Raw genomic sequence first — 24,613 nt, forward strand, 5'->3', positions numbered from 1 at the left:
ATGAACAAGGCCTGAATGTGCTGCATCGGGCACAAAAAAACCCGCCGAGGCGGGTTTTTTCTGTCGATCAAATCAGGTTCCGCTTACAGCTCGGAGAAACACTCTTCGATGATCGCCAAGCCCTTGTCCAACTGCTCGTCCGGCGAGGTCAGCGGGACCAGTACGCGCAATACGTTACCGTAGGTGCCGCAGGACAGCAGGATCAGGCCCTTGTCACGCGCCTTGGCCACCACGGAGGCGACGGCTGCAGCGTTCGGCTTGTGGCTGTCGCCACCTTCGAACAGCTCGACCGCAATCATCGCGCCCAGGGTACGCACTTCACCGATTACCGGGTACTTGGCTTGAATGGCTTTGAGGCCAGTCACCAGGCGCTCGCCGACAGCCTTGCAGCGGTCCAGCAGGTGCTCTTCTTCAAACACTTCCATCACCGCCAACGCAGCGGCGCATGCGATCGGGCTACCGGCATAGGTGCCGCCCAGGCCGCCTGGGGCGATGGCGTCCATGTATTCCGCCTTGCCGCACACACCGGCCAACGGGAAGCCGCCAGCAATGGATTTGGCGAAGGTGGTGAGGTCGGCGGCGACGCCCATCTGTTCCATGGCGAAGAACGTACCGGTACGGCCGGCACCGGTTTGCACTTCGTCTGCGATCAGCAGGATGCCGTGCTTGTCGCACAGTTCGCGCAGGCGCTTCATGAAGGATTTAGGCGCGACGTAGAAACCGCCTTCGCCCTGCACCGGCTCGATGATGATGGCAGCGATATCACGCGGCTCGGCATCGTTTTTGAAGATGCGTTCGATGCTGGCGATGGCGTCGTCATCGCTCACACCGTGCAGTTCGTTCGGGAACAGCGCGCGGAACACGCCGCCTGGCATCAGGCCCATGCCGGCCGAGTACGGCACGACTTTGCCGGTGAGGCCCAGGGTCATCATGGTGCGGCCGTGGTAAGCGCCGGTGAAGGCGATCACGCCGGCGCGGCCCGTGGCGGCACGCGCGATCTTCACGGCGTTTTCAACCGCTTCGGAACCGGTGGTGACCAGCAGGGTTTTCTTGGCGAAGTCGCCTGGCACCTTGGCGTTGATTTTTTCGCACAGTTCCACGTAAGGCTCGTAGGCCAGAACCTGGAAGCAGGTGTGGGTCAGCTTGTTCAGTTGCTCGGTCACGGCGGCGATGATTTTCGGGTGCACGTGGCCGGTGTTCAGCACAGCGATACCGCCGGCGAAGTCGATGAACTCACGACCTTCAACGTCGGTCACGGTGGCGTTCTTCGCGGATTCGGCGAAGATCGGGTGAATCTGGCCAACACCGCGCGGTACAGCGGCTTCGCGGCGTTTCATCAGGGATGCGTTGGTCTTGCTCATAAAGTCCTCATTCGCCACTCATCGGGTGGCGTGGTCCAAGGAATACGTGGCGGGGAGGCAACTACGGCAGCATGCGATGATCGACTGCCACAGCTTTCCCGGCCACTACGAATAACGGTGTGAAACACGCAAAGGGTCAGCGCTCTCGTGCCCTCTGCGTTTGCCGCAAGCTCTTGCCGGTCAGATGCCCAGGCAGAGGTATTTGATTTCCAGGTAATCCTCGATCCCGTACTTGGAGCCTTCACGGCCCAGGCCCGACGCCTTGATGCCGCCAAACGGCGCCACTTCGTTGGAGATCAACCCGGTGTTGACGCCGACCATGCCGTATTCCAGGGCTTCAGCCACACGGAACACACGGCCCAGGTCGCGGGCGTAGAAATAGGAAGCCAGGCCAAACTCGGTGTCGTTGGACATCGCGATCACTTCGGCTTCGTCTTTGAAGCGGAACAACGGCGCCAATGGGCCGAAGGTTTCTTCCTTCGCCACGGCGGCATTTTTCGGCACGTCGACCAGAATGGTCGGCTCGAAGAAGTTGCCTTCCATCACCTTGCCACCGGCCAGCAGCTTGGCGCCTTTGCTCAGGGCATCAGCGATGTGCTCCTGAACCTTGGCCACGGCTTTTTCATCGATTAGCGGGCCGGTGGTGGTGCCTTCTTCAAGACCGTTGCCGATCTTGAGTTTGGCCACGGCCACTTTGAGTTTCTCGGCGAACGCGTCGTACACCGAATCCTGGATGTACAGGCGGTTGGCGCAGACGCAGGTCTGGCCGTTGTTGCGGTATTTGGAAATGATCGCGCCTTCGACGGCCTTATCCAGGTCCGCGTCGTCGAACACAATAAACGGCGCGTTGCCGCCCAGTTCCAGCGAGACCTTCTTGATGTCCTTGGCGCATTCGGCCATCAGCTGGCGACCGATTTCGGTGGAGCCGGTGAAGGACAATTTACGCACGATCGGGTTGCTGGTCAGCTCGCCGCCGATGTCGCCGGCACTGCCGGTGACCACGCTGAGCACGCCTTTAGGGATACCGGCGCGGTGCGCCAGCTCAACCAGGGCCAGCGCCGAGAACGGCGTTTGCGAAGCCGGCTTGATCACCATGGTGCAACCGGCGGCCAGGGCCGGGCCGGCTTTACGGGTGATCATCGCGGCCGGGAAGTTCCACGGGGTGATTGCAGCGGTCACGCCAATGGGCTGCTTGATCACGATCAGGCGCTTGTCGGGCTGATGGCCGGGAATCACATCACCGTAGATGCGCTTGGCTTCTTCGGCGAACCACTCGATAAAGGAAGCGGCGTAGACGATTTCGCCCTTGGCTTCGGCCAGCGGCTTGCCTTGTTCCAGGGTCATCAGGCGACCGAGATCGTCCTGGTTTTCGATCAGCAGCTCGAACCAACGGCGCAGCTTGTTGGCGCGCTCCTTGGCGGTCAGTGCACGCCAGGCCGGCAGCGCCTTGTCGGCGGCTTCGATGGCGCGGCGGGTTTCGGCGGCGCCCATCTTCGGCACGGTGCCGAGAATTTCGCCCGTGGCCGGGTTGTTGACCTTGATGGTTTGACCGTTGTCCGCATCGACCCAAGCACCATCGATAAAGGCTTGTTGGCGGAACAACTGGGTATCTTTGAGCTGCATGTCGGCTTTCCTTAACAGCACCGCGCGCACGCGGAGCGAATTAGAGTTGTTGAAAGGCGCCTTGTGGGCTGCCGTCAGGGAAATCAGCCCCAGCGCGCGGCAAGAGTGAAAGAGCGCACGGGAGACAGAGCGTTTGAAATCTCAAACGAATCCTAGGATCAATGGGGGTACAGGGCAATAGTCTGTTCGAAAAAAAGAACGAAAACGGCGCATTTGCCGAATCTTTCTGATCAGCGTGATTCGGCCGCGTTCCACCCCATCGACCACCGGCGCCCGGCGCAGGGCCTCTGTGCAGCCAATTCCTACCCACAAACGGCCAAAGACCGGCATGGACGCCCAAGGACGACATGGGTATGATGTCGCCCGCACAAGCATCCGTAGCTCAGCTGGATAGAGTACTGCCCTCCGAAGGCAGGGGTCGTGGGTTCGAATCCCGCCATCTAATCCAGCTCAGCTAAACGCTTGTTGGAACTAGCTTTTCCTTCAACTAAAGGGTCTGCAAAGCTGGTGGGGCGCTGTGAAGTGCTTTTAGGTGGGGCATCGCAAAGGTGCCAGCAATGCCAGCCATCCCCTCATACCTCACTATCAATCGTCACGGAACGTACTACTTTAGACTGGTAGTTCCGAAGCCTTTGCGTTCAGCATTTGGCTCTCAACGAGAAATTAGACGCTCCCTAAAAACAGATAGCCAACGACTAGCGCTTCGCCGTGCTCGGCAATACGCTGCACGCTATGAAGCTATTTTTGATAGGACGCTCGCAGTGGTTGACCACGACGATTACCAAGCAACCGACGATGATTACGAAGTGTTCCTCAAAGAAATGGGGAAGGTTGATGAATTAGGTCTCTGGAGTACCGACTCAAGCCAGGCTGAACCCGCCCCGTCGTTCAAATCAGTCCTCACTGATGAGGAGTGGCAAGAGCATGAAGACAATCAACGCCGGACCATCATCGCGCAAGCTCTTACCGGGCATGCGGGGCGGGCTATACCCACGAGCCAGCAGAAGCTAGCAGAGCGCTTATATGAGGAGGGTCACGGCCTTCCTATCCGTCAATTCCAAAAGCTCCTACCTAAGCTTATAGAGCGCATAGCGCTGCATCTCTATGATCCCCCAGTACTGACTACTTCCGTCAATAAGGAACCATCTCAACCGGATGGCCCCACCTTGTACGAGCTATGGCAGCAACACTGGGAAACGCTCGCGAGACTGTCGAGAGGTCGCAAGAAAAGCGAACGGACAAAAGAGGATGAGCAAGGTCATGCTTGTCGGCTGAACATCTTAAGCGCCAGCAAACCGATAAATCAGTTCACGGTTGAAGACTTCGAGCGCATCTATTCTGAAATTTTTGATGTTCGGCCAAACCGAGGCAGCAAGCTACCCTCTCCGGACTCGCCGAAAGATACGATCCTGGCTAAAGACGGAGATCGGCGCATCGAAGCAGGCACAATCGATAAGCTCATCATTCGTCTTGGCGTGCTCCATGAATTTGCTTTTAAAAAAGGACTAACAAAAATTCACCCAGACACCCCGGAAAGGTCGGCTCCGGATCGCAACCCGCCTGGGAAAAAGCCAGTAGAGAAGGCGTTCACGAAGACTGACCTCCAAGCGATATTCTCCGGCTACCTGTATACGGGCAGCGAGCTCGAAAAAAGCAACGCTGTATTCCCATACCAGTTTTGGCTTCCTGTATTGGGGCTTTATACCGGAGGGCGTCTGAACGAGCTCTGCCAGCTCGACACCGAGGACGTATGCAAAAAAGAGCCTGAAGGCATCTGGACAATCAGCATGATGGATGACGAATTGGACCGGCCACTTCCGAAGTCATTGAAGAATCAGTCCAGCCGACGAATTTTACCCATCCACAGTGAGCTTATTCGCATGGGCTTTCTCACCTTTGTAGAACAAGCGGCCAAGGAAGGGCGCGAGAAGTTGTTCTCAGACGGCCTGACCTACAACCTAAAAAAAGGGTGGGGTAGCAATGCCACTCATTTCTTCTGCCGCTTCCCTAGCCCGAGCACACCAGCATCCGGATACTTTTTTAAATGCGGCATTCGCGAAAGAGATGCTGACGGCAAGACCGACCGGAAAAACTTTCATAGCTTTCGCCACACATTCACTGATCTTGCCCGTGAAGCTGGGGGAGAGGCATATCTCGTACTGCCCGACCTCACGGGGCACTCAAGAGGCAAAGAAGGTCAAGTGGCTAAGTACGGCAATGGGTTTAGCCAATCGAAGAAGCAGGAAGTTTTGGAAAGCTTGGTCATACCTGTCGATCTCGCTGCCGTCACATACGAGGACTTTCAAGCGCGCCTTGGATACAAACTCAAGCCCTCTATTCAACGGCATCGAGATGCTTACAAGCTTAACCAGAGCGAACGGACAGCTTAATTTGAGCGGGCTATTCCATGGCTCTCCCTCACCCGGTAAGGGATGGCTCAGAAAAATTGAGCAGAACCGTGCGGAACAAGGCCTTAATTAGAAGGATCCAGAATAATTAGATATGAATGCAGCTGGTGGGGCCTAGAAAATCTGGGCCCCACCGTACTATCGGTCTTCTAGCGGAGGCAATGGTGACAGTAAGGAAAACTGCTCCCCCTTTGCCGGACCATCGAAACGCTGCTCCTCGCTTTGATCAGACGTAGTATCCTGAGCGGATGCTAACAATCCGATAATCGCTCGAGAGAACCCGATATCAAGAGAATTGCTTTTCACGAACAGAGCCAGAATATCTGATGCCATCTTTGCAGAAAGTTTAGAGTCACTACCACTCAAATGGCGAGGTAGTGTCCCGGCACCAGCCGCAAAGTAGTGCAATGCAAGATCAGTGATTCGGATTGCGTCGTTAAGAGCATAACGCCTAATTAGAAGCCGGTTTACCTCCTCGAGAAGACTTGAGAAGTCTTTGTGATCAAGCGCCTGATCATCACTTTCGCCGGTCAAGCGTTGAATCGCAGAAGCAAAGCGTTCTTTCTGTGCAAGCGATTCGGCGCCCCCGTGAAGCTCTTCGCGCAATCGCTCCTCAACTCTCAACACATCCACGACATTCATATTACTGACTAGAAGGCCGAGGCTTATCGCAAGCGCTCTTGCTGCCAACAGAACTAGGCATGTATGCGCCGGATCATCGGGTCTTAGCTTCTGGTATAGATTTTTTTGATACCCCACGCTCAGCAAAGTCAAAACCCTGCTAGCTGGCTTTAGCATCCAAATACCAGTAGTAAGGAACTGGGTTAAGGCGCGATACTCGCTGCCCTTCGAGAAAGCCAGCAGTGATTCAATACTTTTATAACCCGTGCCGTCAAAATATGGCCCCTTCAGACGACTCAGTCCTAGCCTGGCATCGAGCTCGTTAAGCTCTGCTTCATCAACACAGTTCACTGTCAGTTCATGGGCTAGCCAACGAGCACTGTTAGGGATTTTCTTTTTAAAGAGGTAGAGTTCCTCGACGTGCAATACACTTTGCAGCCCTTTCACCCACAACACGCGATCAACCGCGCGACCACTGGTAGTTTTGCAGTCAATGAGCAGCCGAGAGACGCTGCCGCTTGCACTGAAACGAAAGCCAAAAACGTCCGCATCGGTCAGATCTGTTCCAGCTCGGGAGCTCGTATCCGCTGGCAGGGTGACTGGAACGTTGATCAATGGCACATAACCTAGTGCCCATGCCATCCGCTTACCTAAAAGCTTATAGGAATGATCTTTATCATTAGATGACACGATGAATTCCTCGCAAGTCGTCGAGTAATGCGCGCCCGAGTCTGGCGGCGGTTTGCGTATTTGGATCGAGTTTACGAGTTGCAATCACACCGCGTGCCCGAACCCTATTTGCTTCAGGCAGTAATAATCCGCCTGGTTCAGATCGCGAAAAATGCTGTCTTACTTCATTAGGTAAAAGTAACGAAGACGCAACATCCTCACTCCGACCCGCACACATCGCGATAGCCAAATCAACCGCAGCGAGATTATCCTCGGTGTCATATAGTCTGAAGCGAAAACGGCCCCCCTCAGGCTCAATCCAACCAACACCCATATTCGCCGCCGCTGCATATTGAGACTGAATATTGGAATGCGGTGTCCGACCAATCATCTTACGGTCTCGTAATCCTTTCAGAATCGCACTTGGATCTGCTATTTGGGTGATGGATGAATAGCCTTCACCGTAACGAACACACGCTAATATAATCCGAGCTTTTTCAAGAATCGCTCGCGGCTGCGTAGTCTTGTAGGGTGCAAATGCGAAAGACTGTGCGCCACCTGAAGAGATGATCGCAGGCGCTCGAAGTATATTTTCATTCACCAGCTCAAGAACTAAAGGGTTACTTTGCTCTAACGCACTAATTGGCGCGCCCGGATGAGATCTAGCGGCTTGAAAAACTGACTCTATCGCGCTGTGGCTGCCTGGATTTTTGGCGATAAAATTCAACAGCGTTTCGGGGTTTTCTTCAGTGAACAGAGGTGCATACAAAATAGGAATTTTGTCCTTGGGCGAGTCATACTGCCTTAGATAACCGCCAAGATCACCAATATCTATAACCGTCTGAATGTCGATGGGTTTTAATCCGAGTTCAGACGCTAGCGTTTCGAGCGGCACGGGAGCGACCGTCAGTCGGTCGATGATTGCCATGGTCGCCTGTTCCAGCTCGCCAGGCTTACGCGCGCTCCATTGCTCTCCAAGCAAGCCATAGAGTTCTTGAAAGAAAGGAATATTTTCCTCGATTCGCTTCGGGGCAAACACGTTCGGCACAACGCGAATCCACCCGATCTGCTCCAACGTCCCCAGTACGGTAGGCAACGAGTCAGAGGTAATCCCGAGGTTGCTGCAAAAATGATGGAAGCCAACGATGTTTTCTATCGTATCCAAACCACGAATGTGTACCGCAAGCTGCGCAGCCATACCGATCTGCCGCGTGACCGGTATCGTAGCCGAAACGCGCAAATCCGAAACATCACGCAAGCCTGACTGCACGTCTTGCGAGCGTCGGCCGATAATTTCACGATCCATAATTGCTCCAGTCTTTGTATCCACTTTCTTCCTAGAATTTCCAACGGCGATATCGGCTTGCGCAGCCCAATTCCCTGCTGGTGCTGTAGCGCTCTCTACCTTGAACGCACTGAAGCACTAACCTCAAATCGATAGCTTTGGTCAAGAGACATAGCCTTTAGCCATAAAAAATTTTGAAATACACCACAAGCTGTGCGCCAGCCCCTAAAGCTCAAGCAAGCATTCTTCCTGCGCCAGAGCAGCCCCCATCACTATCAAAAAAGTAGACAGGTTTGATAGTCAGCCGACCATTTGTCGCCATCTATCAAATAACTCTCGTGAATAGCTATATGATCAGATTATCATAGACCTATCTAATCTTAGTCTAACGGATAAACGCTAATGCTCGCCCATCTCTACCTCCGCGCATCGACCAAAGATCAAGACGCCAACAGAGCGAAAGCTGCACTCGAAGCCTTTGCCACAGAGAAAGGGCTCACCATCGCGGGCATCTACGCGGAGAACATCAGCGGGACTAAGCTTGATCGCCCTCAGTTGCTCGCCATGCTCGAAGCAGCAGCACCCGGTGACATCTGTCTCTGTGAATCCGTAGACAGGCTTACTCGCCTCTCTCAGTCTGATTGGAGATCGCTGAAAGCTACGATTGAAGCTAAGGGCTTGCGACTGGTCATCGCTGACCTACCAACCAGCCACTTACTTGTACAGGACAGCGGTATCACCGGCCAGATCATGGAAGTGGTCAACGGCATGCTGATCGACCTAATGGCAACCATGGCTCGTCTCGATCAAGAAAAACGCGTGGAGCGTATCCGCCAAGGTATCCAGAACAAGCAAGCCGCTAACCCTGACTGGAAGCCCACCGGCAAGAGCAAGGACGCGGCCAAGTGGAAGAAGGTTGAAAGCATCCTTGCAAAACATCCGCAGGCGTCTGCTGAAGAGATCGCCAAGATGGCCGAGTGCGGCGTTGCGACTGTGTACCGCATCAAGCGGGCACTGACCGCCTGAGCTAGCTGTAAGGTCCCCTAGCCCGCCTCGTCCGGGCTTTTTGCTTCTTGGCAATGTGTCAGCGCCCACGGACGAATTTTGCGCGGAGTCGGCAGTGTGAATTTCAGGCGCATGGATCAAGAAACCACGACTTCTAGCCAGCCCAATCTTCCAGTGATAAATGTCGAAAAAACGCTTGCAAATCAACACTCTATCTGGATTCAAACGCTAGACGCTAATCACTCAAAGCCTTATTATCAACCCACTGCTCAATAGAAGCAGATTAACCATTAAACAGACGAGAGACTCACTCATGAACCGCTACCAATCCCCTGAACGAAGGATACGCCCCGATGAGTACCGTAGAAGAAAACGCTCGTGATTTCCTCAGCAACTCACTCAGCTCATACCGCCGACTAGCGCAACATCTGAACAACAGCAATCCCAGAACCGACGGGGTTCGCTGGACGAAAGATTCCGCCTACCATCTCTGCCGTAAGAACGGCATCCGTTCGCCTAGACCATGCAGGAATCAACCGGCCGCAAGCATCACGCAGCGCAACCACATACGCCAAGCCATCGCTGAGGCTCTTACAGAAGCACTCAGAGCGTCCGGCACCCCGCTCGCCTCGCTAGCTCCCTTTCAGAGAAAAGATATCGCCCGCTTGTCCGGCTTTCCGCTTGCCACAGTTACAGGCAACTGGGGCAGACTTGAATGCGAGCTGCTAGCCCTCGCAAAGCTGCCCCCCAAGCCGACTGTCATCCCCGTTCTTGAAGACGAGGTGTGAGATGCCTGGCAAAAAAACCACACCAGATCAAAGCACTCAGGTCGTCATTCTCCGGGAAGCCGGATACACACTGCCGGTGATTGCGGATCGCCTGGACTTAAGCATTAGCACTGTGCAACGCATCATCAAAACAACTAAAGCTGTCGCTGGCGCTGGAACACAGGCTCTCATCGACAAAGCGAGGGAGGAGCTGCTCAGCTCTGCTTTTTCACTCGACGCTGTACAACAGACAGTAGCAACACTGGTAGCTGAGGAGCTGGCACTGAGTCATCTGATCAGGACCAAGATCGCTAACGCCTTGGAGGCGCTTGACCCGACGGACCCGGTTGCGTTCAGGGGGCTCGCAGCCGCATCGACGGCGCTCAAGCTAACCCAAGATGTGACCCGACGTTCCCTGCCTATCGATAAGCTCAATCAGGCGCAGGACATTGAGGAGCTGCCCACACTACAGATTCACATCCTGACAGAAAACGATGTAGCTGAGATGCGCGCAAAACAGCGCCTTGAGGAAGCGGAGATGAATGGAGACGCTCAAGGAATCGAGGATGAAATCGCGAACCTTGAATGGATGGAGCGTCGTAGGCTCGCGCAGTCAGATCAAACGGATGAAGAAGATGATGTGGTATGTGAAGGCTTTGACCTACACATGACCGGGACGTGAACAGGCCAAGTGTCAAAGGCTTAGAAATAGGTGTAAGGACTGAACACCCTCGCGATTCTGCCGGGGTGGCGATTTTGAAAATCTGCTCGCGCTTCTGCGTGGGCCTCAGAGCTCTCATATGACAATCAGCCAACGCAGAACGCCCGCTTCATCAGACGCCCTTGAATCGCTTGCAGAGCAGCTCAGCAGCATGCTTTGCGAACCTTCCTTAGAACTGGCTCTGGCCACTCAACGCCTACACCTTGATACCTGTGCATCAGATGATAAAGAGAAAAAAGCCGTAAATTTCCGCCTCTCGAAAAAGACCCAGAACCTAGTATCCATGGTTTACGCGAAGCAATTCGCGATCTCGATGAGGAGTATATTGTCGGGATCAATCTACAGACCAAAGACTCTCCTTGATCAGCCTATACAGAATGAGATGGAGCTCAAGGCTTGGAAGCATACCGATGAGTTCACGAAGCTAGCCGTTGCCTCTGCACCACTCTATGAGATGGCAAAGGCCAGATCATGGGAGCTGAAGACCTTCACTTTGATACTCAACAAAAATCTGAGTGCCCGGCTCGACAATAGTGACAGCACCGCGCTCGAATACATTCGCGACCAGATGACCCGGCTGATTCGTAGAACAGTTGATCCGCAAGCTGAGTTTTTGTACGGCATCGAAAAGGCACCGAAAGCGCTGGCGGAGAACTCCAGTCGGAGACGTTGGCACCTGCATGGCTTGATGATTGGTCCGGTAGGCTTCTCTAAGCCGGGAAAAACGGAACTTCGAATGAAACTTCGCGCAATCAAAGGAGAGGCGGACTCAGACCTGATGTTCAAAACACCGGGCGAAAAAATAGGAGCAGACCCTCAGTCGTCGGCGAGGCAGTGGTGCGTGTATGCGGTAAAAAATGGGCTTACTGTGGAGCTCAATCCTCTGCTCGCTGCTGAATACGAACTACCCGAGGGAAAGCCGACGTTCATATCGTCCGCGTTGAGACGAGAAGCGAAAAGGTGGCATGCAGGCAAGCTCGATGGCTTAACGGTCCCTGAGCTCAGGGCAGGCGCTCCAAGCAGCATCTACTAGCATGACCCAGGACCGCACTCTCTTGAACAACAATGACGGCGAGCACTTCTTGCGTGAGATCGATCAACGGACCAGGGATATCTATGAACGGGTTCAGGTTAGGCTCCGGATTTGCTCATTAAATCGCTGCTCCTTCATTTGGGCTATTCCAGTAAGCAAAAAACGGCGAAACGTGGAGCGGAACCACCGCATCTCAGGTAAATTGTGGTAACCGAACGTTTTCATGGAAGATATAGGTATGAACATTCAGCAATACAGCGATCAAGTCAAAGGCTTGCTTGATCAGCTTCGTGTGACAGATACAGACGGAAAGTTTGCTGCTCACTATACATCTGCGCAGACCCCGAAATTTCTTTTAGCCTGTGCTTCCGATAACAAAATGCGTCAGTTCGACGGGGACTACATGAATGACCCGGAGGAGGGCCGTTATCTCGTTGATGTGATGATCGCCGCTGCGCAAGGGTGCAACCATCAGCATAAGGCTGATTTCGTTGAGCGTCTAACCAAGCTGCGTGAATCTAGGTTGCTCTATTCTGCCTACCGTAAAGCGACGTTTCTCTCGTGCTGGACAATTACTCACATAAAGGCCGGTGCCGAGGACTCAAGTGACTCGCTCAATCATTGGCGATTCTACGGCGAGAATGGCACTGGCGCATGTATCGTCGTGCCACTTAATAACCTCATTGAAATCTTCCCTCAGCAACTTTTTCAAGTCGTTTACGGAACAGAATCGAGAGGAGGCGGTACGGTCTCAGCAGAGCGCCCCATACGCAAGCTTCGGGAAGCGCTGATAAAACGTCTCAATTCACTACGAGCGACGTTTAAACTCGCGATGGAAGACTTAGAAGAGGTAATCCAGGCTACTCACCCGCTTCTGTTCCTGTTCAAATCGTCAGAGTACGCCTCCGAGAAGGAGGTTCGCTCGATCGTCCATGCAGCGAGCTACTCAACCGCAGAGGGAGTTATATTTGACGAACGGGATCCGCGACGGGCGTTCGTTGAGGGCAATCCCGGATTGATTTGTAATGGTTCTATTTTGTACTACGGGCCTAAAGCAGACCCGAAGCATGCAATTGAGGTAATGGGGCTAGCCGCTAACCTAGGGGTGGCAGTGGACGTATACGTGAGCTCGATGCCATATCGTTAGAACCCAACGGTACTGCTAAAGGCCAAGCAACCCATACCTTCCTCTCTCGGCAATATCCGTAACGAACCATCAGGGGGAAGTGACGGATGCCGTGGAGGCAGTGGTGACAAGTCTGGAGCTAAGGATTCTTTACCTCCGACGTCTCGAAACGCTCGATGGGATTTTTAGCACATGACCATCAGCGTGTGCAGGATAGTGAAGATACCGCCAGCACGTCCGAAGGTCGCAGCCCTATTGCGAGAGGCGTGTCGAGCGCTGGCGCTGGCATACTTAGACTTAGGTAAGCGCCTACAAGACCGAAAGGCTATTGGCACGATCCGGTTTTCAAGAAAAGAGCGATCTCGTCTATAAAGTCAGTCTGGGGCGTGTAGCTCTGATCCCGTATTGTCACCTTGACTGTATCACCATCCTGCTTTCCGTAAGCGCCGTCCCAAATGTAGCTGTGCCCAATGAAGTTCTCGCCAAAATAAACGACGAAACCGTCTCCATTGCCGTAAAGCTTACTTGAATGAATCGGAGGGCAACCTGGTCCCTGCATCTCCTGAGCGAGCGACTGGTAAACCTGACGGACTGAGCCCTTCACTGTGACCGTGCTTCTTTCGGACGAGTTGTCGATGCCCTTCTGAGTGAGGCCGTAGCTGCATCCAGTGACCATAGCGGCAGTAGTGATCAGCAACGCAATACATCTCAGAGATGCGTCAAATGAGAATCCTCTTGCTCTGCATGGGCCCATCGAGCCACGCACTTCGCAACCGTCAGGTGTTTTATGCCCATTTGAATCAGCAATCATGCGGCGGCCCCTTTACCTAAACCCCTAGCTACCCAAGCGATGCACCATCCAAAGAGATAGAGCAGTCCACATAAAACGATCCAAGCTCCAGCGAGCTGAGCGACAGTAACCGGACGCTGCTTGCTCACCTTCGCCATGAACTCAGCATGTTGAGCATTGCTCTCATCAATTTTGGCTAGGCGTTCAGAAACCGGGGTCTGCATCAAAGCATCACGAACCAGGCGGTTCGAAACCTGCACGGGTTCCTCAATGATCCTGATATCAGCTAGCTGCGCCTCAATACGCTCCTGATGATCTCGATTCAGCTTTTCATCACTTGGTATGTAGGTGCGATACACATACACCGGAGCAAGGACTAGCGCGATGCAACCTACGACCCAAAGCCTTCGCCAGCCGTTCATACCTGAGCGCCTCGCGCTCTTTCGGTTGATTCCCGTGACGGATCAGGTGCGGGGATAAACCGGACCAATAGTGACTGAACGGTTAGCACATGCAGCTCCTTGCATTTCGATGATTGGAATTCTGCGAGCAGCATTGGGTACTGCGCACACGGAAATGCTAATCATAGTATGTCGAATCATGGTATGCAAAAAGCGAAATTTGGTGAATGCCGATATCACCAAATCAATGCGCACTCGTTGCAATCTTCGCCGCAAATGTCCGGCTCCGACGACTTGAGCTTGGCCTCTCTCAGGAGGCTCTTGCTGAACGTGCCGGAGTCCATAGAACCTACGTGGGAATGCTGGAAAGGAGCGAAAAAAATTGCACGATCTACAACATCGAACGGATAGCCCAAGCGCTTAACGTCGACCCCGAACTACTTTTGAAAAAGTCGTCCTAGCCTCTTTGCCCCGCGTGGCTTGCACCGTCTCACTCGCCTGAGTAATGTGGTGAGACATTCACTAACCCCACCAAGGTGTGACACTGCCCCGAATCAGCCCCCTGCGATCCTGCAACTGGACGCATCCGACCCAGATGGGTATTATGGCGCCCGCGTTGCACCTGTAGCTCAGCTGGATAGAGTACTGCCCTCCGAAGGCAGGGGTCGTGGGTTCGAATCCCGCCGGGTGCACCAGACACAGACGAAAAAGCCCCAGGTCGAAAGACCTGGGGCTTTTTTGTGGGCGACCGGTAGCACGTTTGGTAACGCGCCTGGGCTGGTAAGACTGTGAGCAGTTCACACCCATAGCGAAACGCGCACTCTGCAGCGATGGCATCAGCAACTCGGCGCACTGTGCGTTGGCAACCACCGCTTAGCGTTTGTCGTCTCTGTGGCCTTTGCAGGCCCACTGTTGAACATGCTCGGACATGAGTCGGGCGGCTTCCACCTCTACGGCGACAGCTCCGGCGGCAAGACCACTCACTTGCAAGTCGCAGCCTCGGTTTATGGTGGGCCTCGTCTGGTGCGCTCGTGGCGCTCCACGGATAACGCCCTGGAGTCCATCGCCGCCGCACACTCAGACGGTCTCCTGGTACTGGATGAAATCGGCATGTGCGACCCGCGCATTATTGGCGAGACGGTGTACATGCTCGGCAACGGCACCGGCAAGGCCAGGGCGAATGATCGAGGACAAGCGGGCCGACAGGTGCAGGAGTGGCGCTTGCTGTTTCTCTCGACCGGTGAGAAGACATTGGCGCAGCACATGGCGGATGCAAACAAGGAGCTGAAAGCGGGCATGGAGGTGCGCATGCTTGCGGTACCAGCAGATGCCAGCAAGAGCCGAGGCATGTTCGATGTGCTGAACGGTTTTGAGGTCGCTGCCGCCCTCTCCGATGCGCTCAAGGCGCGTGTCGCCAAATACTACGGCATACCGCTTACCGCCTTCCTGCACGCGCTGTGTGCTCCTGGGGAAATGCTCAGATGGACGTTGATCGTTCGCCGCACGGTGGAACAGTTCATCACCCAAAACCTGCCCGCCTTGGCCAGTGGACAGGCGCAACGCGCCGCCCTTCGCTTCGGCCTCGCCGCAGCGGCCGGAGAGTTAGCCACCGCCTTCGGAGTCACCCGCTGGCCGGACGGCACAGCCACGACCGCTGCACGTGTATGTCTGCATGCGTGGCTAGCCGAGCGTGGCGGCGCCGGTAATTTCGAGGGCGATGCGATTTTGGCGCGACTGAGACAGGTGATCGAGCGCTTTGGAGAAAGCCGCTTTACCCGCTGGGAATCCGCCGCCGCCAAGATTGATGAGCACGGCCCACGCACGATTGATCGGCTGGGCTTTCGCAAGACGATGGAACACGGCATGCCCTGCACACCACCAACACCTACTACGTGCTGCCGGAAGCATGGCGCTCAGAAATCTTCCGAGGCATGAACCTGAGTGCGGTTAACAAAGAGCTCCTGCGACGAGGCGTTATAGAGCCTGGAAAGGATGGCAAAGCTTCGACCGCAGTGCGACTACCGGGGCTTGGCTTGCAGCGTTGCTATGTGGTTGTCGCATTGCCAGAACAAGGTGATCACGGCGCCCAGGCAGCTTAATAACGGCCGCTCCATGAGGAATGCAGGCTCACCTTGGCCTGGCCCGCCAACGAAAAAAAACCAATCACCCTTTCGCCTTTAAGAACGCAACATGAACCAGCTAAAAAAGCAACAAACCGCCTTGATTCGAGAACTGGAAACATTGGAAGAAAGCCTGCCACAATTGGAGGCCGAATGGCGCAACGCACCCAGCGGATTCAGCGCGAATGGCAACGTAATTGGAAGCCCTGAAAGCCGCGAGGCTATGGAAAAATTATCAAGCGTCAAAGCCCGCATAGATGCGATTCCCGGTGAATTGGCATCAATTGATCGCAAGCTTCAACACCTGGAAAGGTTGGAAAAAATTGGTCAGATCAAAGCTGACGCTATTCAAGCGATGACCGATGCGACCGTTGAAGTCGAAGCGCTGGAACGGAAAAAATCGCACCTGAACGGCCGGTTTCAGACAATTCAATCAGAAGCCGATCAAGCCCTGGAAAAGGCACAACAAGCCGAGCGCGATGTTGCAACGTCCTACGCCAAATGCCTCGCAAGCGGTGATGCCGAAGGGGAAAAATCAGCAAGCGGCGAAATGCAAAAGGCCGCTAAGCAGCGGGCAATAACGGACGAGCAGGTCAGGAGGCAAGACCTGATCCTCGGTGCTCTGCAAGTCGAGCTTGATACTCTTGAGGCTCAAATCACGAATGCTCGCCAACGAGGAGATGAATCTAAAACAGCCGCATTGAGCACGGTTGGGTTTGCATGGAACGCGGTGACCGAGCAACTGCTCGCTGTGGGCGCCCGGATACTTGCCGTCAGCCACCAAAAAGGCGGAATGGGAGATGGGCTGTCCGGGCTAGATGTGCCTCGCTTCGGCCCCTTCCATTCGAAACTTGAACGCTCCGATTTGGTAGCGCTCGCTCGCAATATTTCCTTGGCAGATCTACTCGTAGCATGACCCCGAAGCAGCCTGCGTTAGCAGGCTGCTTACAAAACGAAACTGCCGTGTCTCAAAAACTCCAATCCTTGAGCTATGTTGGAAAGCTATTACGCTATTCTGATAATCCTCGACCTGTACTGCGTGTTATTTTGTAGTGTGGGGTACAGTAGGCAGTCGACCAGCGAATAAACGACTTTTCCATCGTAACTGCTTGTCACTGGTTTGCATTCGGTATCGCTTTCAGGGTCTATGGGCCCGAAGCCAAGATCGATTCTATCCACGCCCGACGAAGTCAAGCGGTGCATGGTACAGCATGAAAAATATCATCCTGGACAAGAGTTCGGGTATCAGTAAAATGCCCTATAGACTGCTCAATCCAGCCTGGAAACACCTGTGAAAAAACCTCCCGTTTTTATAGATTTATTCTCCGGTTGCGGAGGATTATCCCTTGGCCTGCTATCAGCTGGCTGGAAAGGTATTTTCGCTGTCGAACGAACTGCGGACGCGTTCAAAACGTATAGCCATAATTTAATCGATAGTGGTCGTTTTGAGTATGACTGGCCATCCTGGTTGCCTCAATCCGAACATGACGTTGAGCTTCTGCTGCAAAACCATAGAGAAAATCTGGCTAGTTTAGAAGGTACGATTGATCTTATCGCAGGGGGACCTCCTTGCCAGGGTTTCTCGCCAGCAGGGAAAAGAAACCCAAAAGATCCTCGCAACCGTATGGCCGAGCGCTACATTGAAGTTGTGCGCTTAGTTAAACCGAAATTCCTATTACTGGAGAATGTTAGAGGCTTTAATGCTCCATTCAAAAAGTCTGGAGCCGGAAAAACGTCTGTACCTTACTCTCAAGTAGTAAAACGTAGATTAGAGAAAGAAGGTTATAAAGTTGAGTTTCGCGTTATCGTGAGTGCTGAATGGGGTGTTCCACAGCTACGACCAAGATTTATCCTAATCGCTACCCGTAAAGATTTGGGATTCAAATGGGACCCCTTTACAAAGCTTTCAGAATCAAGGGAATTTTTTCATACTTCTCGTGGACTGGACCCCAATAAGCAACAAATCACACGCGACGCAATCGATGACTTAAAAGTGCAAGGCAAAGAGCTTATTGACAGCACTGATGGCACGGTGAAAGGTTTCAAACAAATTCTTTATAAAGAACAAACACCGTCTTCAAGCTTTATAAAACTGATGCGTGCAGGCGTACCTCATGAATACGTACCTAATAGCCTTAGGCTGCCAAGGCACCGATCAGATGTCGCTCAAAGATTCGCTCTTATTCTAGATGAATGCGCTCGTGGAAGGAACTTAACCTCCGAGCAAAGAGAGCGATATGGCATTAAAAAACATTCACTAACTCCGTTGTGCCCCGATAGGCCGTCGGCAACAATGACGACCCTACCGGACGACTTCCTCCATTACAGTGAACCTCGAATTCTCACCGTTAGAGAGATGGCCCGCATCCAATCATTTCCCGATTGGTTTGAACTTTTGGGCCAATACACCACTGGAGGACCTCAAAGAAAAACTAGCTGTCCTCGCTACACTCAGGTGGGGAACGCAGTTCCCCCTTTACTGGGGGAGGCGCTTGCTGAGCTATTGATAAATGCATATAAAGAACTTAGGTTGTTAGAGGCCTCTTTTGAAATCGGCAAGGACACCCCTTTTTCCCGCAACGCTCATCAAGGCCATTACCGCGAATCTTTTCAGCCGCATCAATAATTTCTTCCTGAGCAACATGTAGTTGCTCGTTATTCAACCTGATATTATTTTCTTTTCCTTTCGCGAAATCGTATATCTGAAGAAAATCAGCTATCTCACCGGTTAATTCTCTATAACCAAGAGCATACAGCAAAAGTTGTTTTTCGCCTACGCTATGACGATCCTCTTGATACTCGGACTTAAAGTCAACTATATAAGTTTTCTTTTCTCCGTTTAAATCTCTCTTTTTAATTAAATCCATAGTCCCATTAACGATGATTCCATCACCAAGATCTAACTCGATATCCTTTTCTGCATATTCTATATTGTGAAATTCAGCAGAGTACATATCATAATACTCATTAACCGCTGAAGTTGCCTTTTCGCTCATCTCAGTAACAACCTTAGGGATGGCATAAGGAAAATGTACGTGCCTACTAAGAATTTCATCGAGGTCGTGTTTTGCTGGCGGGCGCCCATCCATCGCCCTACGGTGGATCTCCATAAGCGCATCATGTATAGATTTACCGTAGCCTATACGAGGGCTTAAAGGCTCTTTGAACCCGTACAAAGTGTAATATTTAAAAGAATATGGGCATTTATAGAAAGCCTCTAGCAAAGTAAAATTTAAAACTATATTACTTAGTTCACGCCCATCTTTAATATTTGCAATGGACCTATCCGAAAAATCGTACGCTGGAGCCCTAAAAATATAAGGAGTCGTTCTTAAGTAGTCCAAAAATTTCGAAGCCTTTTTATCCTGCTTACTTTCTCCTGGAGCCCTAGTGACAAACAAAAACTTTTTACTTCGTGTAAGAGCCACATATAGGAGACGCAACTCATCATCGATAGTCCCCCTTAAACCTTCGTAATTTTTTACCAGCTCAGAATCAAGAATATGCCAAACACTCAAACCACCAGTTTTTTTGGCTGGAAAGTAATTTGCGTTCATCTTAGGAATAAAGACTACTGGCCACTCTAGGCCTTTTGCTTGGTGAATTGTGGTTATGGTGACCGCGTTAGGTGTAGATACTGATTTATTGAGCCAACCTTCAGGATAGTAATCTTTAGCTGAGTACTGCAGAAATTTAAGAAAGTTATCCAATTTATCTTTCTGATTATCCCTAAAGTGTATAACCTCGAAGTCTTCGATAACCTGGGAAAACATTCCCATATTGTAAAATACAACCTCAGCTCGTGAAAGACCTTGCCCTGAATCCCCTTCGATAGACTCCTCAGTAATTTCTGCATTCTGTCGGAAATCTATGAATATTTCCTGCAAATTGAAAAGCTCGTGCCACCGGCTATTGTCGGGTTGAACCTTTGATAACTCCTTGATCGCGAATGTCAGCTTGCTCTCACTAATAGCAGAAGAGACTCCCATCCAGGCCTTCTTTAACTCTTCCTCACTCAACTCACCATTGATGAACTTGAAAATATCTGTGCAAGCGCTGATCTCATCCTGCTCAAAAAGCTGCGCCACGCCGGTAACTAAATATGGGATCCCTGCCGCTTTTAGTGCGGCCGCAATCTGTGTTGCTGGCTTCCACTTGCGCAAGAGTATTGCCATATCAGAGTAATCTAGTCCTCTTGGCTCGCTAACTGCTCTATCCTTAAACGCCTTACCGCGAAGATTATTTATTGTTTTTACAATGAAACTCTCTTCTTCTTGCGGTGAAGAGAACTCCTCAAGCTGAAGGTCGCTTTCCTCGTAGACTTGATGCCCAGCGGAGTTCATTTTCTTTGGAAGCCTATTTGCTGATAGGATTTCTTTTATGGCCGCATGAGCTACCTCAACTACCCCTTTTGAACTCCTAAAGTTATCATCCAACGTAACAGTCTTTACGTCGTTATATTTATCTTTAAAATTCAGTATATTATCCAGCGAGCTTCCGCGCCACTGATAGATTGTCTGATCATCATCCCCAACAACGCAAAGTTTTACACCAATCTCGCAGAGTTCTTTAATAATATTTTCCTGAATGAAATTTACATCCTGATATTCATCAACTATTAAATACTTTAAATCCGAAGATACTTTTCTGCGCGTTATTGAATCTTTTTTCAACTCACTCAGAAAACGAGTCAATATCATTGTAAAGTCAAAATAAGCATGCTTATCGAGTTCCGACTCATACTTTAAGATTGCTTCTTTTATGTGGGGCGGAAAGTCCATTCCATCCTTCGCCTCACATTCCCTAGCGATACCCAATGTTGCTGTATAAACTCCTGTATCAACAAATCTTTTCAAGGGCCGCTCCACGCCTTGAACATTTGCCAATAAATCACTCATACCAATCTTTCGATTTCGCTGATCAATAAACAGCTTGAGCCGAACCTCATTCAATACAGAGTATTTTTGATATCCAAAAGCATGTTCCTGCAAGTAGTGCATGCACCAAGCATGGATTGTACCGATATAGAGTTCTGCCATGCCCTGTATGGAGCCGAGCTGTTCTTTAGCGAGTTTAAGAACTCGATGCTTCAGCTCGGCAGCTGCTTTTTCTGTGTAAGTAAACGCTACTATGTTGCGAGGCAGGACACCGTCCTGCCTTAGCATATTTATGATCCTTTCGGATACTACTTGAGTTTTGCCAGATCCTGCGCATGCGATAATTTGGAGATTGTCATCGATAATCTCGACCGCTTTATTTTGGGCGTCTGTTAAAATCATTTTAACCATTCCTTAGTCTAAGTCGCCTCGCTTTTCATACGAGAGCTATAATCTTATTCGGCCTTCTACTTGTTCATCTCGTCATACCATGAGGAGATTCTAAATAACGCGAGCGTCGCTGCCAAAGCTGTAAATAACGCATAAATGAATAAGAAGTACCCAACAGCATACCCAATTAGGCAGACGACCTGAAAACCTTCCACTTGAGTTATAAAATACAACGGACTACTTGCTTCCAACCTAAAATAAAATGTCTTGGCTATAATTGCGACTATCAAAGCCGCCAGCTGCAATATTATAAAGTGAGCAAATGTAGCATTTACCTGCATATACGGTGACGTCTCACTTGGACTTCCAACACCAACAATAATCTTTTTGAAACTATCATCCCCGATTGACAACCATAAAGCATACCCCCCGAGGGAAAAGCCCAGAAGATTAGGCATGACTGATATCACGTCAGTCCACCATCCAGGACTCGACCATGCAGGGTAAAGTAATGCTGTGAGCGCTATGGCGCTCCAGACATAAGGGCTCTGAACCAATGCCTTCAGACCACCATAGGCACGCCAATACCTTGCCAGCGCGCTTTCTGAACGTTCCATTGTCATATATTTTGCCTACATAGGTCGGACCTATTTTTTGGGTAATAACCGTCTGACTATTTCATTCTTTACACGGTCTGCAATCGCAGCGAACACAGAGAACGAAATTTCCGAGTCAGGATCATAATAGTCAGTTTCTAATAGAGGATGTTTTTTAGTTGAAAACTCTTGCGGGCGATTCTCAGCATCTTTGCCTTTAACATATACGTCTCCGTTCCGAGCAGCAACTCTTGCCAGTGTTTCTACTTCTTTGTCCAACTCCAGCCCATCAGGACTAGCAGCTTTATAAGAAATTTCTTGTCTTTCTGCATTGATTGCCCGAAGTCGTTTTAGCACTTCACGCTCAGCACCAGCTAAATCATCAGGATTAGGCCTTTTGATGATCATTGATATTTTATCTTTATGTTCCATTTGTAACGCTTTATCAAGCGCGTCACTCTCCGGCTCATGCGTTACGTCAATTTGTCCAAAGCGCCTTTTGATACTTTGCGCGTTGAACATATTCTCAAAAAATCGAACAGCATTTAACGGCGATAGTGTATTGCCATCATAGTATCCTTCGTATATCAATATATGATTTTTTGGATAAAATATGTATGAAAACCTTGATGAGTTAGGTTTCAAGTATTCAGGAAGATTGACATCCTCAAGTTCATCCAAACTAGCAAACTGATTAGTCGAAGTATTAAACCATTCACTATCAAAGTCGATAGTCGCAAATTTATAAATATCTCCAGATAGTGAAGACACTTCTGACAAAGTATCTAGCTTTCTTGCCCCAACTAGAAGACCATACTGATCCCCATAAATTTTAGCTGGTTTCTTAAGTCTACTGGCAGCGCGTATCAGCTCAACATATCTAGCCTGAGAATGCGGCTGCATAGTGATATTCAGAGCCCCTACAACTATTTTTTTATCCTTCGCCACGGTTTGATTTCCTTACTAATCGTAGCCTAGAGCTCAGTCCCCTTCGCCCACCTATCTACCGCTGATTTTCTACTCTGCAATCAATATCCAAGATAGTGCAGGAATGCTTCAGGAAGGGGAAGAGCTGTAGATCAGGCTATCAGCAAGCGGCCGTTCGTCGCGCTAAACATCAGACTGATGATTCGTTATGCGTCAAGGACAAAAGAGCAGCCAGCAGGCGCGTTGGCGGCCTTTGCCCTCATTGTTTTTTCAAGCCGCTCTACGTGAACCTAAGGGTAAAGATCCAGCAGGCTACAGCCAAATCCGCCTCTCTCTGCTCCTAAAACTCCATATTAATTTATGCCCTAAGTAAATATGTTTTCCTCGCTCGCTGTCGAGTAGGTCACAGATGCTGACGTGTTAGACGTAGTCGGGGCACTGGGTGTGTACGGCAAAATAAAACCCGTCAACCAAAAAATACTCAGAAAATTCATATACTTAATAGATATCACTACACAAATTATACTTGCCAGATGGATTTCTTGGGGGATCGGAGGCTAACCCCGCTCCCCTTCCAGATAACGCCGCCAGCGAGCGGCAGGGCCCACTGCTAATGCGTCGTTTCTTGGCAAGGAATTCGTTGTGACCTAATCATCTCGAGGGTATGGGATAGGCTCCCCTTGATCGCATCAGCGGAAAGCTGGCCAGCTTAGTGAGAAGGTAAACTTGGTGAACTCCAGTTCACCTGTGCATTTGCCCCATTGATTGAACCATCTGAGAGCACCATTACCAATACGGTAATGATGCCGTCTTTTCTTCAAAATCCTTTCAATTTCAACGATTGAAACTTCAGTAACTTCCAATAACTCCCACTAACTCGATCCCGCGGGTTTCATGCCCCGTGTCCCTCGAATGCTGTCAGGGTCCCCGGCGTTAATCCTCTGGGAATGGGGAGGTTGACTAGCTGAAATCAAGTGACTCGAAAGCTCCTCCTGTGGCCTCACCGGTGGAAATGCAGACTCTGAACGGGGACCAAGAGTCCTCCAAGTACCATCCCTCACCCGTAATGAACCCATCTGCGAGCGAAACTTGGATATCCCTAATCCCATCCAAAGACAAACGCTCAGTGCACCAGACCTCAGCCTCTCCTTTGAAAAGCCTAAGCCACAGCCCATTTGAAACGAGGGTGCTACCCAGTTCTGGAATGCTGATCATATTCTCAATATCGCCACCGAAGTGCTTCAAGAGCAGTCCGTTACGAACGTCCACGATGTAACCCTGACCACCGGCAACTACGATCACGTGAAAACTCGACTCCACTTTCAACACACAGTTGAAGCGGCAAAAACCGGGTTGGAAGTTACCCACCCAAGAAGGCATCCCTTCAGGCAAGAACCTGATAACAATCCCCTCACTATGCTGCCCTTGGCCGGTTGCACTGAACTGGAGACGAAGAGGGCCATCACCAGGCAGCCCAGCGAGAAGTTGATGTTGCGGCGTATCGGTCATAGATTTGCCTGGCTGCGAAGTTCATTTCCGTCGAATCATGACATTACCTACCTCTCCGTTACAGAGGCGTGACCTTCAAAGGCATGAGACCGCGTCGTTCACCAGCAACAGATAGAGACGGAACACCTTGCCCTACATGTCTTCCAGGTAACGCCGCAGTTGGCCCTAAGTCTGGTTGAAGTCCAGGCCCAGCAAACGTGATGTCCTCTCATCGAAAGGCGTAGCCGACGAAATTCGCTAGATGGGGTGGAGCGTAAAGTGCCTGCCCACAACACCTGGTTGCTGACTTTAGCGTTACACGCACGGGCAGCGTTACATCGGATGTACGCTATGTCGCTCACGTGTGTAACAGCCGTGAAAGCCAATGAAACCGGACGTTTGGTG

19 protein-coding genes, 1 tRNA gene and 1 pseudogene are annotated in these 24,613 nt (G+C 51.3%); 11 read left to right on the top strand and 10 right to left on the bottom strand.

Annotated features, from left to right (window positions below):
* Positions 1–83: 83 nt before the first annotated feature.
* Both gabT and gabD read right to left on the bottom strand, forming a co-directional pair.
* Positions 84–1,361, bottom strand: a complete 1,278-nt coding sequence (gene gabT / locus AC19YS_RS05850) for a 4-aminobutyrate--2-oxoglutarate transaminase (protein ID WP_500601163.1) — start codon at positions 1,359–1,361, stop codon at positions 84–86.
* Between the two features lie 180 nt (positions 1,362–1,541).
* Positions 1,542–2,984, bottom strand: coding sequence for an NADP-dependent succinate-semialdehyde dehydrogenase (gabD, locus tag AC19YS_RS05855; RefSeq protein WP_124416146.1), 1,443 nt, complete (start codon positions 2,982–2,984; stop codon positions 1,542–1,544).
* Between the two features lie 557 nt (positions 2,985–3,541).
* Here gabD and AC19YS_RS05860 point away from each other — a divergent pair.
* Positions 3,542–5,374, top strand: coding sequence for a DUF6538 domain-containing protein (locus tag AC19YS_RS05860; RefSeq protein ID WP_500601164.1), 1,833 nt, complete (start codon positions 3,542–3,544; stop codon positions 5,372–5,374).
* A 156-nt stretch (positions 5,375–5,530) separates the two neighbouring features.
* On the opposite strand, the gene AC19YS_RS05865 is transcribed toward AC19YS_RS05860, so the two are convergent.
* Both AC19YS_RS05865 and AC19YS_RS05870 read right to left on the bottom strand, forming a co-directional pair.
* The gene (locus tag AC19YS_RS05865) at positions 5,531–6,703 is read right to left on the bottom strand and encodes a hypothetical protein (RefSeq protein WP_481860957.1); all 1,173 of its coding nucleotides are present in this window, start codon (positions 6,701–6,703) and stop codon (positions 5,531–5,533) included.
* Positions 6,693–7,988, bottom strand: coding sequence for a hypothetical protein (locus AC19YS_RS05870; RefSeq protein ID WP_481860958.1), 1,296 nt, complete (start codon positions 7,986–7,988; stop codon positions 6,693–6,695). Before AC19YS_RS05870 ends, AC19YS_RS05865 begins: the two co-directional genes overlap by 11 nt.
* A 381-nt stretch (positions 7,989–8,369) precedes the next feature.
* Between AC19YS_RS05870 and AC19YS_RS05875 the strand changes: the two genes are divergently transcribed.
* The 5 genes from AC19YS_RS05875 (at position 8,370) to AC19YS_RS05895 (ending at position 12,640) form a co-directional block, all read left to right on the top strand.
* Positions 8,370–8,993: a recombinase family protein gene (locus AC19YS_RS05875; protein WP_500601166.1), complete on the top strand. Its 624-nt coding sequence runs from the start codon at positions 8,370–8,372 to the stop codon at positions 8,991–8,993.
* A 332-nt stretch (positions 8,994–9,325) separates the two neighbouring features.
* Positions 9,326–9,760 carry a hypothetical protein gene (locus tag AC19YS_RS05880; RefSeq protein ID WP_073453912.1) on the top strand — a complete coding sequence of 145 codons (435 nt, stop codon included), beginning with the start codon at positions 9,326–9,328 and terminating at the stop codon, positions 9,758–9,760.
* A gap of 1 nt (position 9,761) precedes the next feature.
* Entirely contained in the window at positions 9,762–10,421 is a 660-nt protein-coding gene (locus tag AC19YS_RS05885; protein ID WP_073453910.1) for a helix-turn-helix domain-containing protein, read from the top strand.
* 118 nt (positions 10,422–10,539) lie between these two features.
* Positions 10,540–11,493: a hypothetical protein gene (locus AC19YS_RS05890; protein ID WP_073453908.1), complete on the top strand. Its 954-nt coding sequence runs from the start codon at positions 10,540–10,542 to the stop codon at positions 11,491–11,493.
* A 238-nt stretch (positions 11,494–11,731) separates the two neighbouring features.
* Positions 11,732–12,640, top strand: coding sequence for a DUF2971 domain-containing protein (locus tag AC19YS_RS05895; RefSeq protein ID WP_073453906.1), 909 nt, complete (start codon positions 11,732–11,734; stop codon positions 12,638–12,640).
* Positions 12,641–12,944: 304 nt separating this feature from the next.
* Here the strand turns inward: AC19YS_RS05895 and AC19YS_RS05900 are convergent, their stop codons facing one another.
* Together AC19YS_RS05900 and AC19YS_RS05905 are read right to left on the bottom strand one after the other, a co-directional pair.
* Positions 12,945–13,430, bottom strand: coding sequence for a hypothetical protein (locus tag AC19YS_RS05900; RefSeq protein WP_500601167.1), 486 nt, complete (start codon positions 13,428–13,430; stop codon positions 12,945–12,947).
* The gene (locus tag AC19YS_RS05905; RefSeq protein ID WP_500601169.1) at positions 13,427–13,831 is read right to left on the bottom strand and encodes a hypothetical protein; all 405 of its coding nucleotides are present in this window, start codon (positions 13,829–13,831) and stop codon (positions 13,427–13,429) included. The genes AC19YS_RS05900 and AC19YS_RS05905 overlap by 4 nt, the downstream gene beginning before the upstream one ends.
* 206 nt (positions 13,832–14,037) lie before the next feature.
* Here AC19YS_RS05905 and AC19YS_RS05910 point away from each other — a divergent pair, with 206 nt between their 5' ends.
* From AC19YS_RS05910 to AC19YS_RS05930, 5 genes and pseudogenes are all read left to right on the top strand, one after another.
* On the top strand, positions 14,038–14,271 hold the full coding sequence (locus tag AC19YS_RS05910) for a helix-turn-helix domain-containing protein (RefSeq protein ID WP_073453901.1): 234 nt from the start codon (positions 14,038–14,040) through the stop codon (positions 14,269–14,271).
* A gap of 157 nt (positions 14,272–14,428) precedes the next feature.
* Positions 14,429–14,505 (top strand) — tRNA-Arg (locus tag AC19YS_RS05915).
* Positions 14,506–14,620: 115 nt separating this feature from the next.
* A pseudogene (locus AC19YS_RS05920) lies at positions 14,621–15,909 on the top strand (DUF927 domain-containing protein); the annotation flags it as partial.
* 91 nt (positions 15,910–16,000) lie between these two features.
* Entirely contained in the window at positions 16,001–16,846 is an 846-nt protein-coding gene (locus tag AC19YS_RS05925) for a hypothetical protein (RefSeq protein WP_500601171.1), read from the top strand.
* A gap of 375 nt (positions 16,847–17,221) precedes the next feature.
* Positions 17,222–18,556 carry a DNA cytosine methyltransferase gene (locus AC19YS_RS05930; RefSeq protein WP_500601172.1) on the top strand — a complete coding sequence of 445 codons (1,335 nt, stop codon included), beginning with the start codon at positions 17,222–17,224 and terminating at the stop codon, positions 18,554–18,556.
* On the opposite strand, the gene AC19YS_RS05935 is transcribed toward AC19YS_RS05930, so the two are convergent.
* The 4 genes from AC19YS_RS05935 to AC19YS_RS05950 all read right to left on the bottom strand — a co-directional run bounded on the left by AC19YS_RS05935 (position 18,456) and on the right by AC19YS_RS05950 (position 24,229).
* On the bottom strand, positions 18,456–21,209 hold the full coding sequence (locus AC19YS_RS05935) for an ATP-dependent helicase (protein WP_500601174.1): 2,754 nt from the start codon (positions 21,207–21,209) through the stop codon (positions 18,456–18,458). The two genes, AC19YS_RS05930 and AC19YS_RS05935, sit on opposite strands and share 101 nt — an antisense overlap.
* Positions 21,210–21,274: 65 nt before the next feature.
* Positions 21,275–21,820, bottom strand: coding sequence for a hypothetical protein (locus AC19YS_RS05940; protein ID WP_500601176.1), 546 nt, complete (start codon positions 21,818–21,820; stop codon positions 21,275–21,277).
* A 24-nt stretch (positions 21,821–21,844) separates the two neighbouring features.
* Positions 21,845–22,741 carry a DUF4747 family protein gene (locus AC19YS_RS05945; RefSeq protein ID WP_500601178.1) on the bottom strand — a complete coding sequence of 299 codons (897 nt, stop codon included), beginning with the start codon at positions 22,739–22,741 and terminating at the stop codon, positions 21,845–21,847.
* Between the two features lie 939 nt (positions 22,742–23,680).
* On the bottom strand, positions 23,681–24,229 hold the full coding sequence (locus tag AC19YS_RS05950; protein ID WP_500601179.1) for a hypothetical protein: 549 nt from the start codon (positions 24,227–24,229) through the stop codon (positions 23,681–23,683).
* Positions 24,230–24,613: the final 384 nt, after the last annotated feature.

Source organism: Pseudomonas sp. MF08831, from assembly GCF_059862645.1.

Coding starts and splice junctions, on each gene's coding strand:
- gabT (WP_500601163.1), bottom strand. CDS start 1,361: ATGAGCAAGACCAACGCATCCCTGATGAAACGCCGCGAAGCCGCTGTA.
- gabD (WP_124416146.1), bottom strand. CDS start 2,984: ATGCAGCTCAAAGATACCCAGTTGTTCCGCCAACAAGCCTTTATCGAT.
- AC19YS_RS05860 (WP_500601164.1), top strand. CDS start 3,542: ATGCCAGCCATCCCCTCATACCTCACTATCAATCGTCACGGAACGTAC.
- AC19YS_RS05870 (WP_481860958.1), bottom strand. CDS start 7,988: ATGGATCGTGAAATTATCGGCCGACGCTCGCAAGACGTGCAGTCAGGC.
- AC19YS_RS05875 (WP_500601166.1), top strand. CDS start 8,370: ATGCTCGCCCATCTCTACCTCCGCGCATCGACCAAAGATCAAGACGCC.
- AC19YS_RS05880 (WP_073453912.1), top strand. CDS start 9,326: ATGAGTACCGTAGAAGAAAACGCTCGTGATTTCCTCAGCAACTCACTC.
- AC19YS_RS05885 (WP_073453910.1), top strand. CDS start 9,762: ATGCCTGGCAAAAAAACCACACCAGATCAAAGCACTCAGGTCGTCATT.
- AC19YS_RS05890 (WP_073453908.1), top strand. CDS start 10,540: ATGACAATCAGCCAACGCAGAACGCCCGCTTCATCAGACGCCCTTGAA.
- AC19YS_RS05895 (WP_073453906.1), top strand. CDS start 11,732: ATGAACATTCAGCAATACAGCGATCAAGTCAAAGGCTTGCTTGATCAG.
- AC19YS_RS05900 (WP_500601167.1), bottom strand. CDS start 13,430: ATGATTGCTGATTCAAATGGGCATAAAACACCTGACGGTTGCGAAGTG.
- AC19YS_RS05905 (WP_500601169.1), bottom strand. CDS start 13,831: ATGAACGGCTGGCGAAGGCTTTGGGTCGTAGGTTGCATCGCGCTAGTC.
- AC19YS_RS05910 (WP_073453901.1), top strand. CDS start 14,038: ATGCCGATATCACCAAATCAATGCGCACTCGTTGCAATCTTCGCCGCA.
- AC19YS_RS05925 (WP_500601171.1), top strand. CDS start 16,001: ATGAACCAGCTAAAAAAGCAACAAACCGCCTTGATTCGAGAACTGGAA.
- AC19YS_RS05935 (WP_500601174.1), bottom strand. CDS start 21,209: ATGATTTTAACAGACGCCCAAAATAAAGCGGTCGAGATTATCGATGAC.
- AC19YS_RS05940 (WP_500601176.1), bottom strand. CDS start 21,820: ATGACAATGGAACGTTCAGAAAGCGCGCTGGCAAGGTATTGGCGTGCC.
- AC19YS_RS05950 (WP_500601179.1), bottom strand. CDS start 24,229: ATGACCGATACGCCGCAACATCAACTTCTCGCTGGGCTGCCTGGTGAT.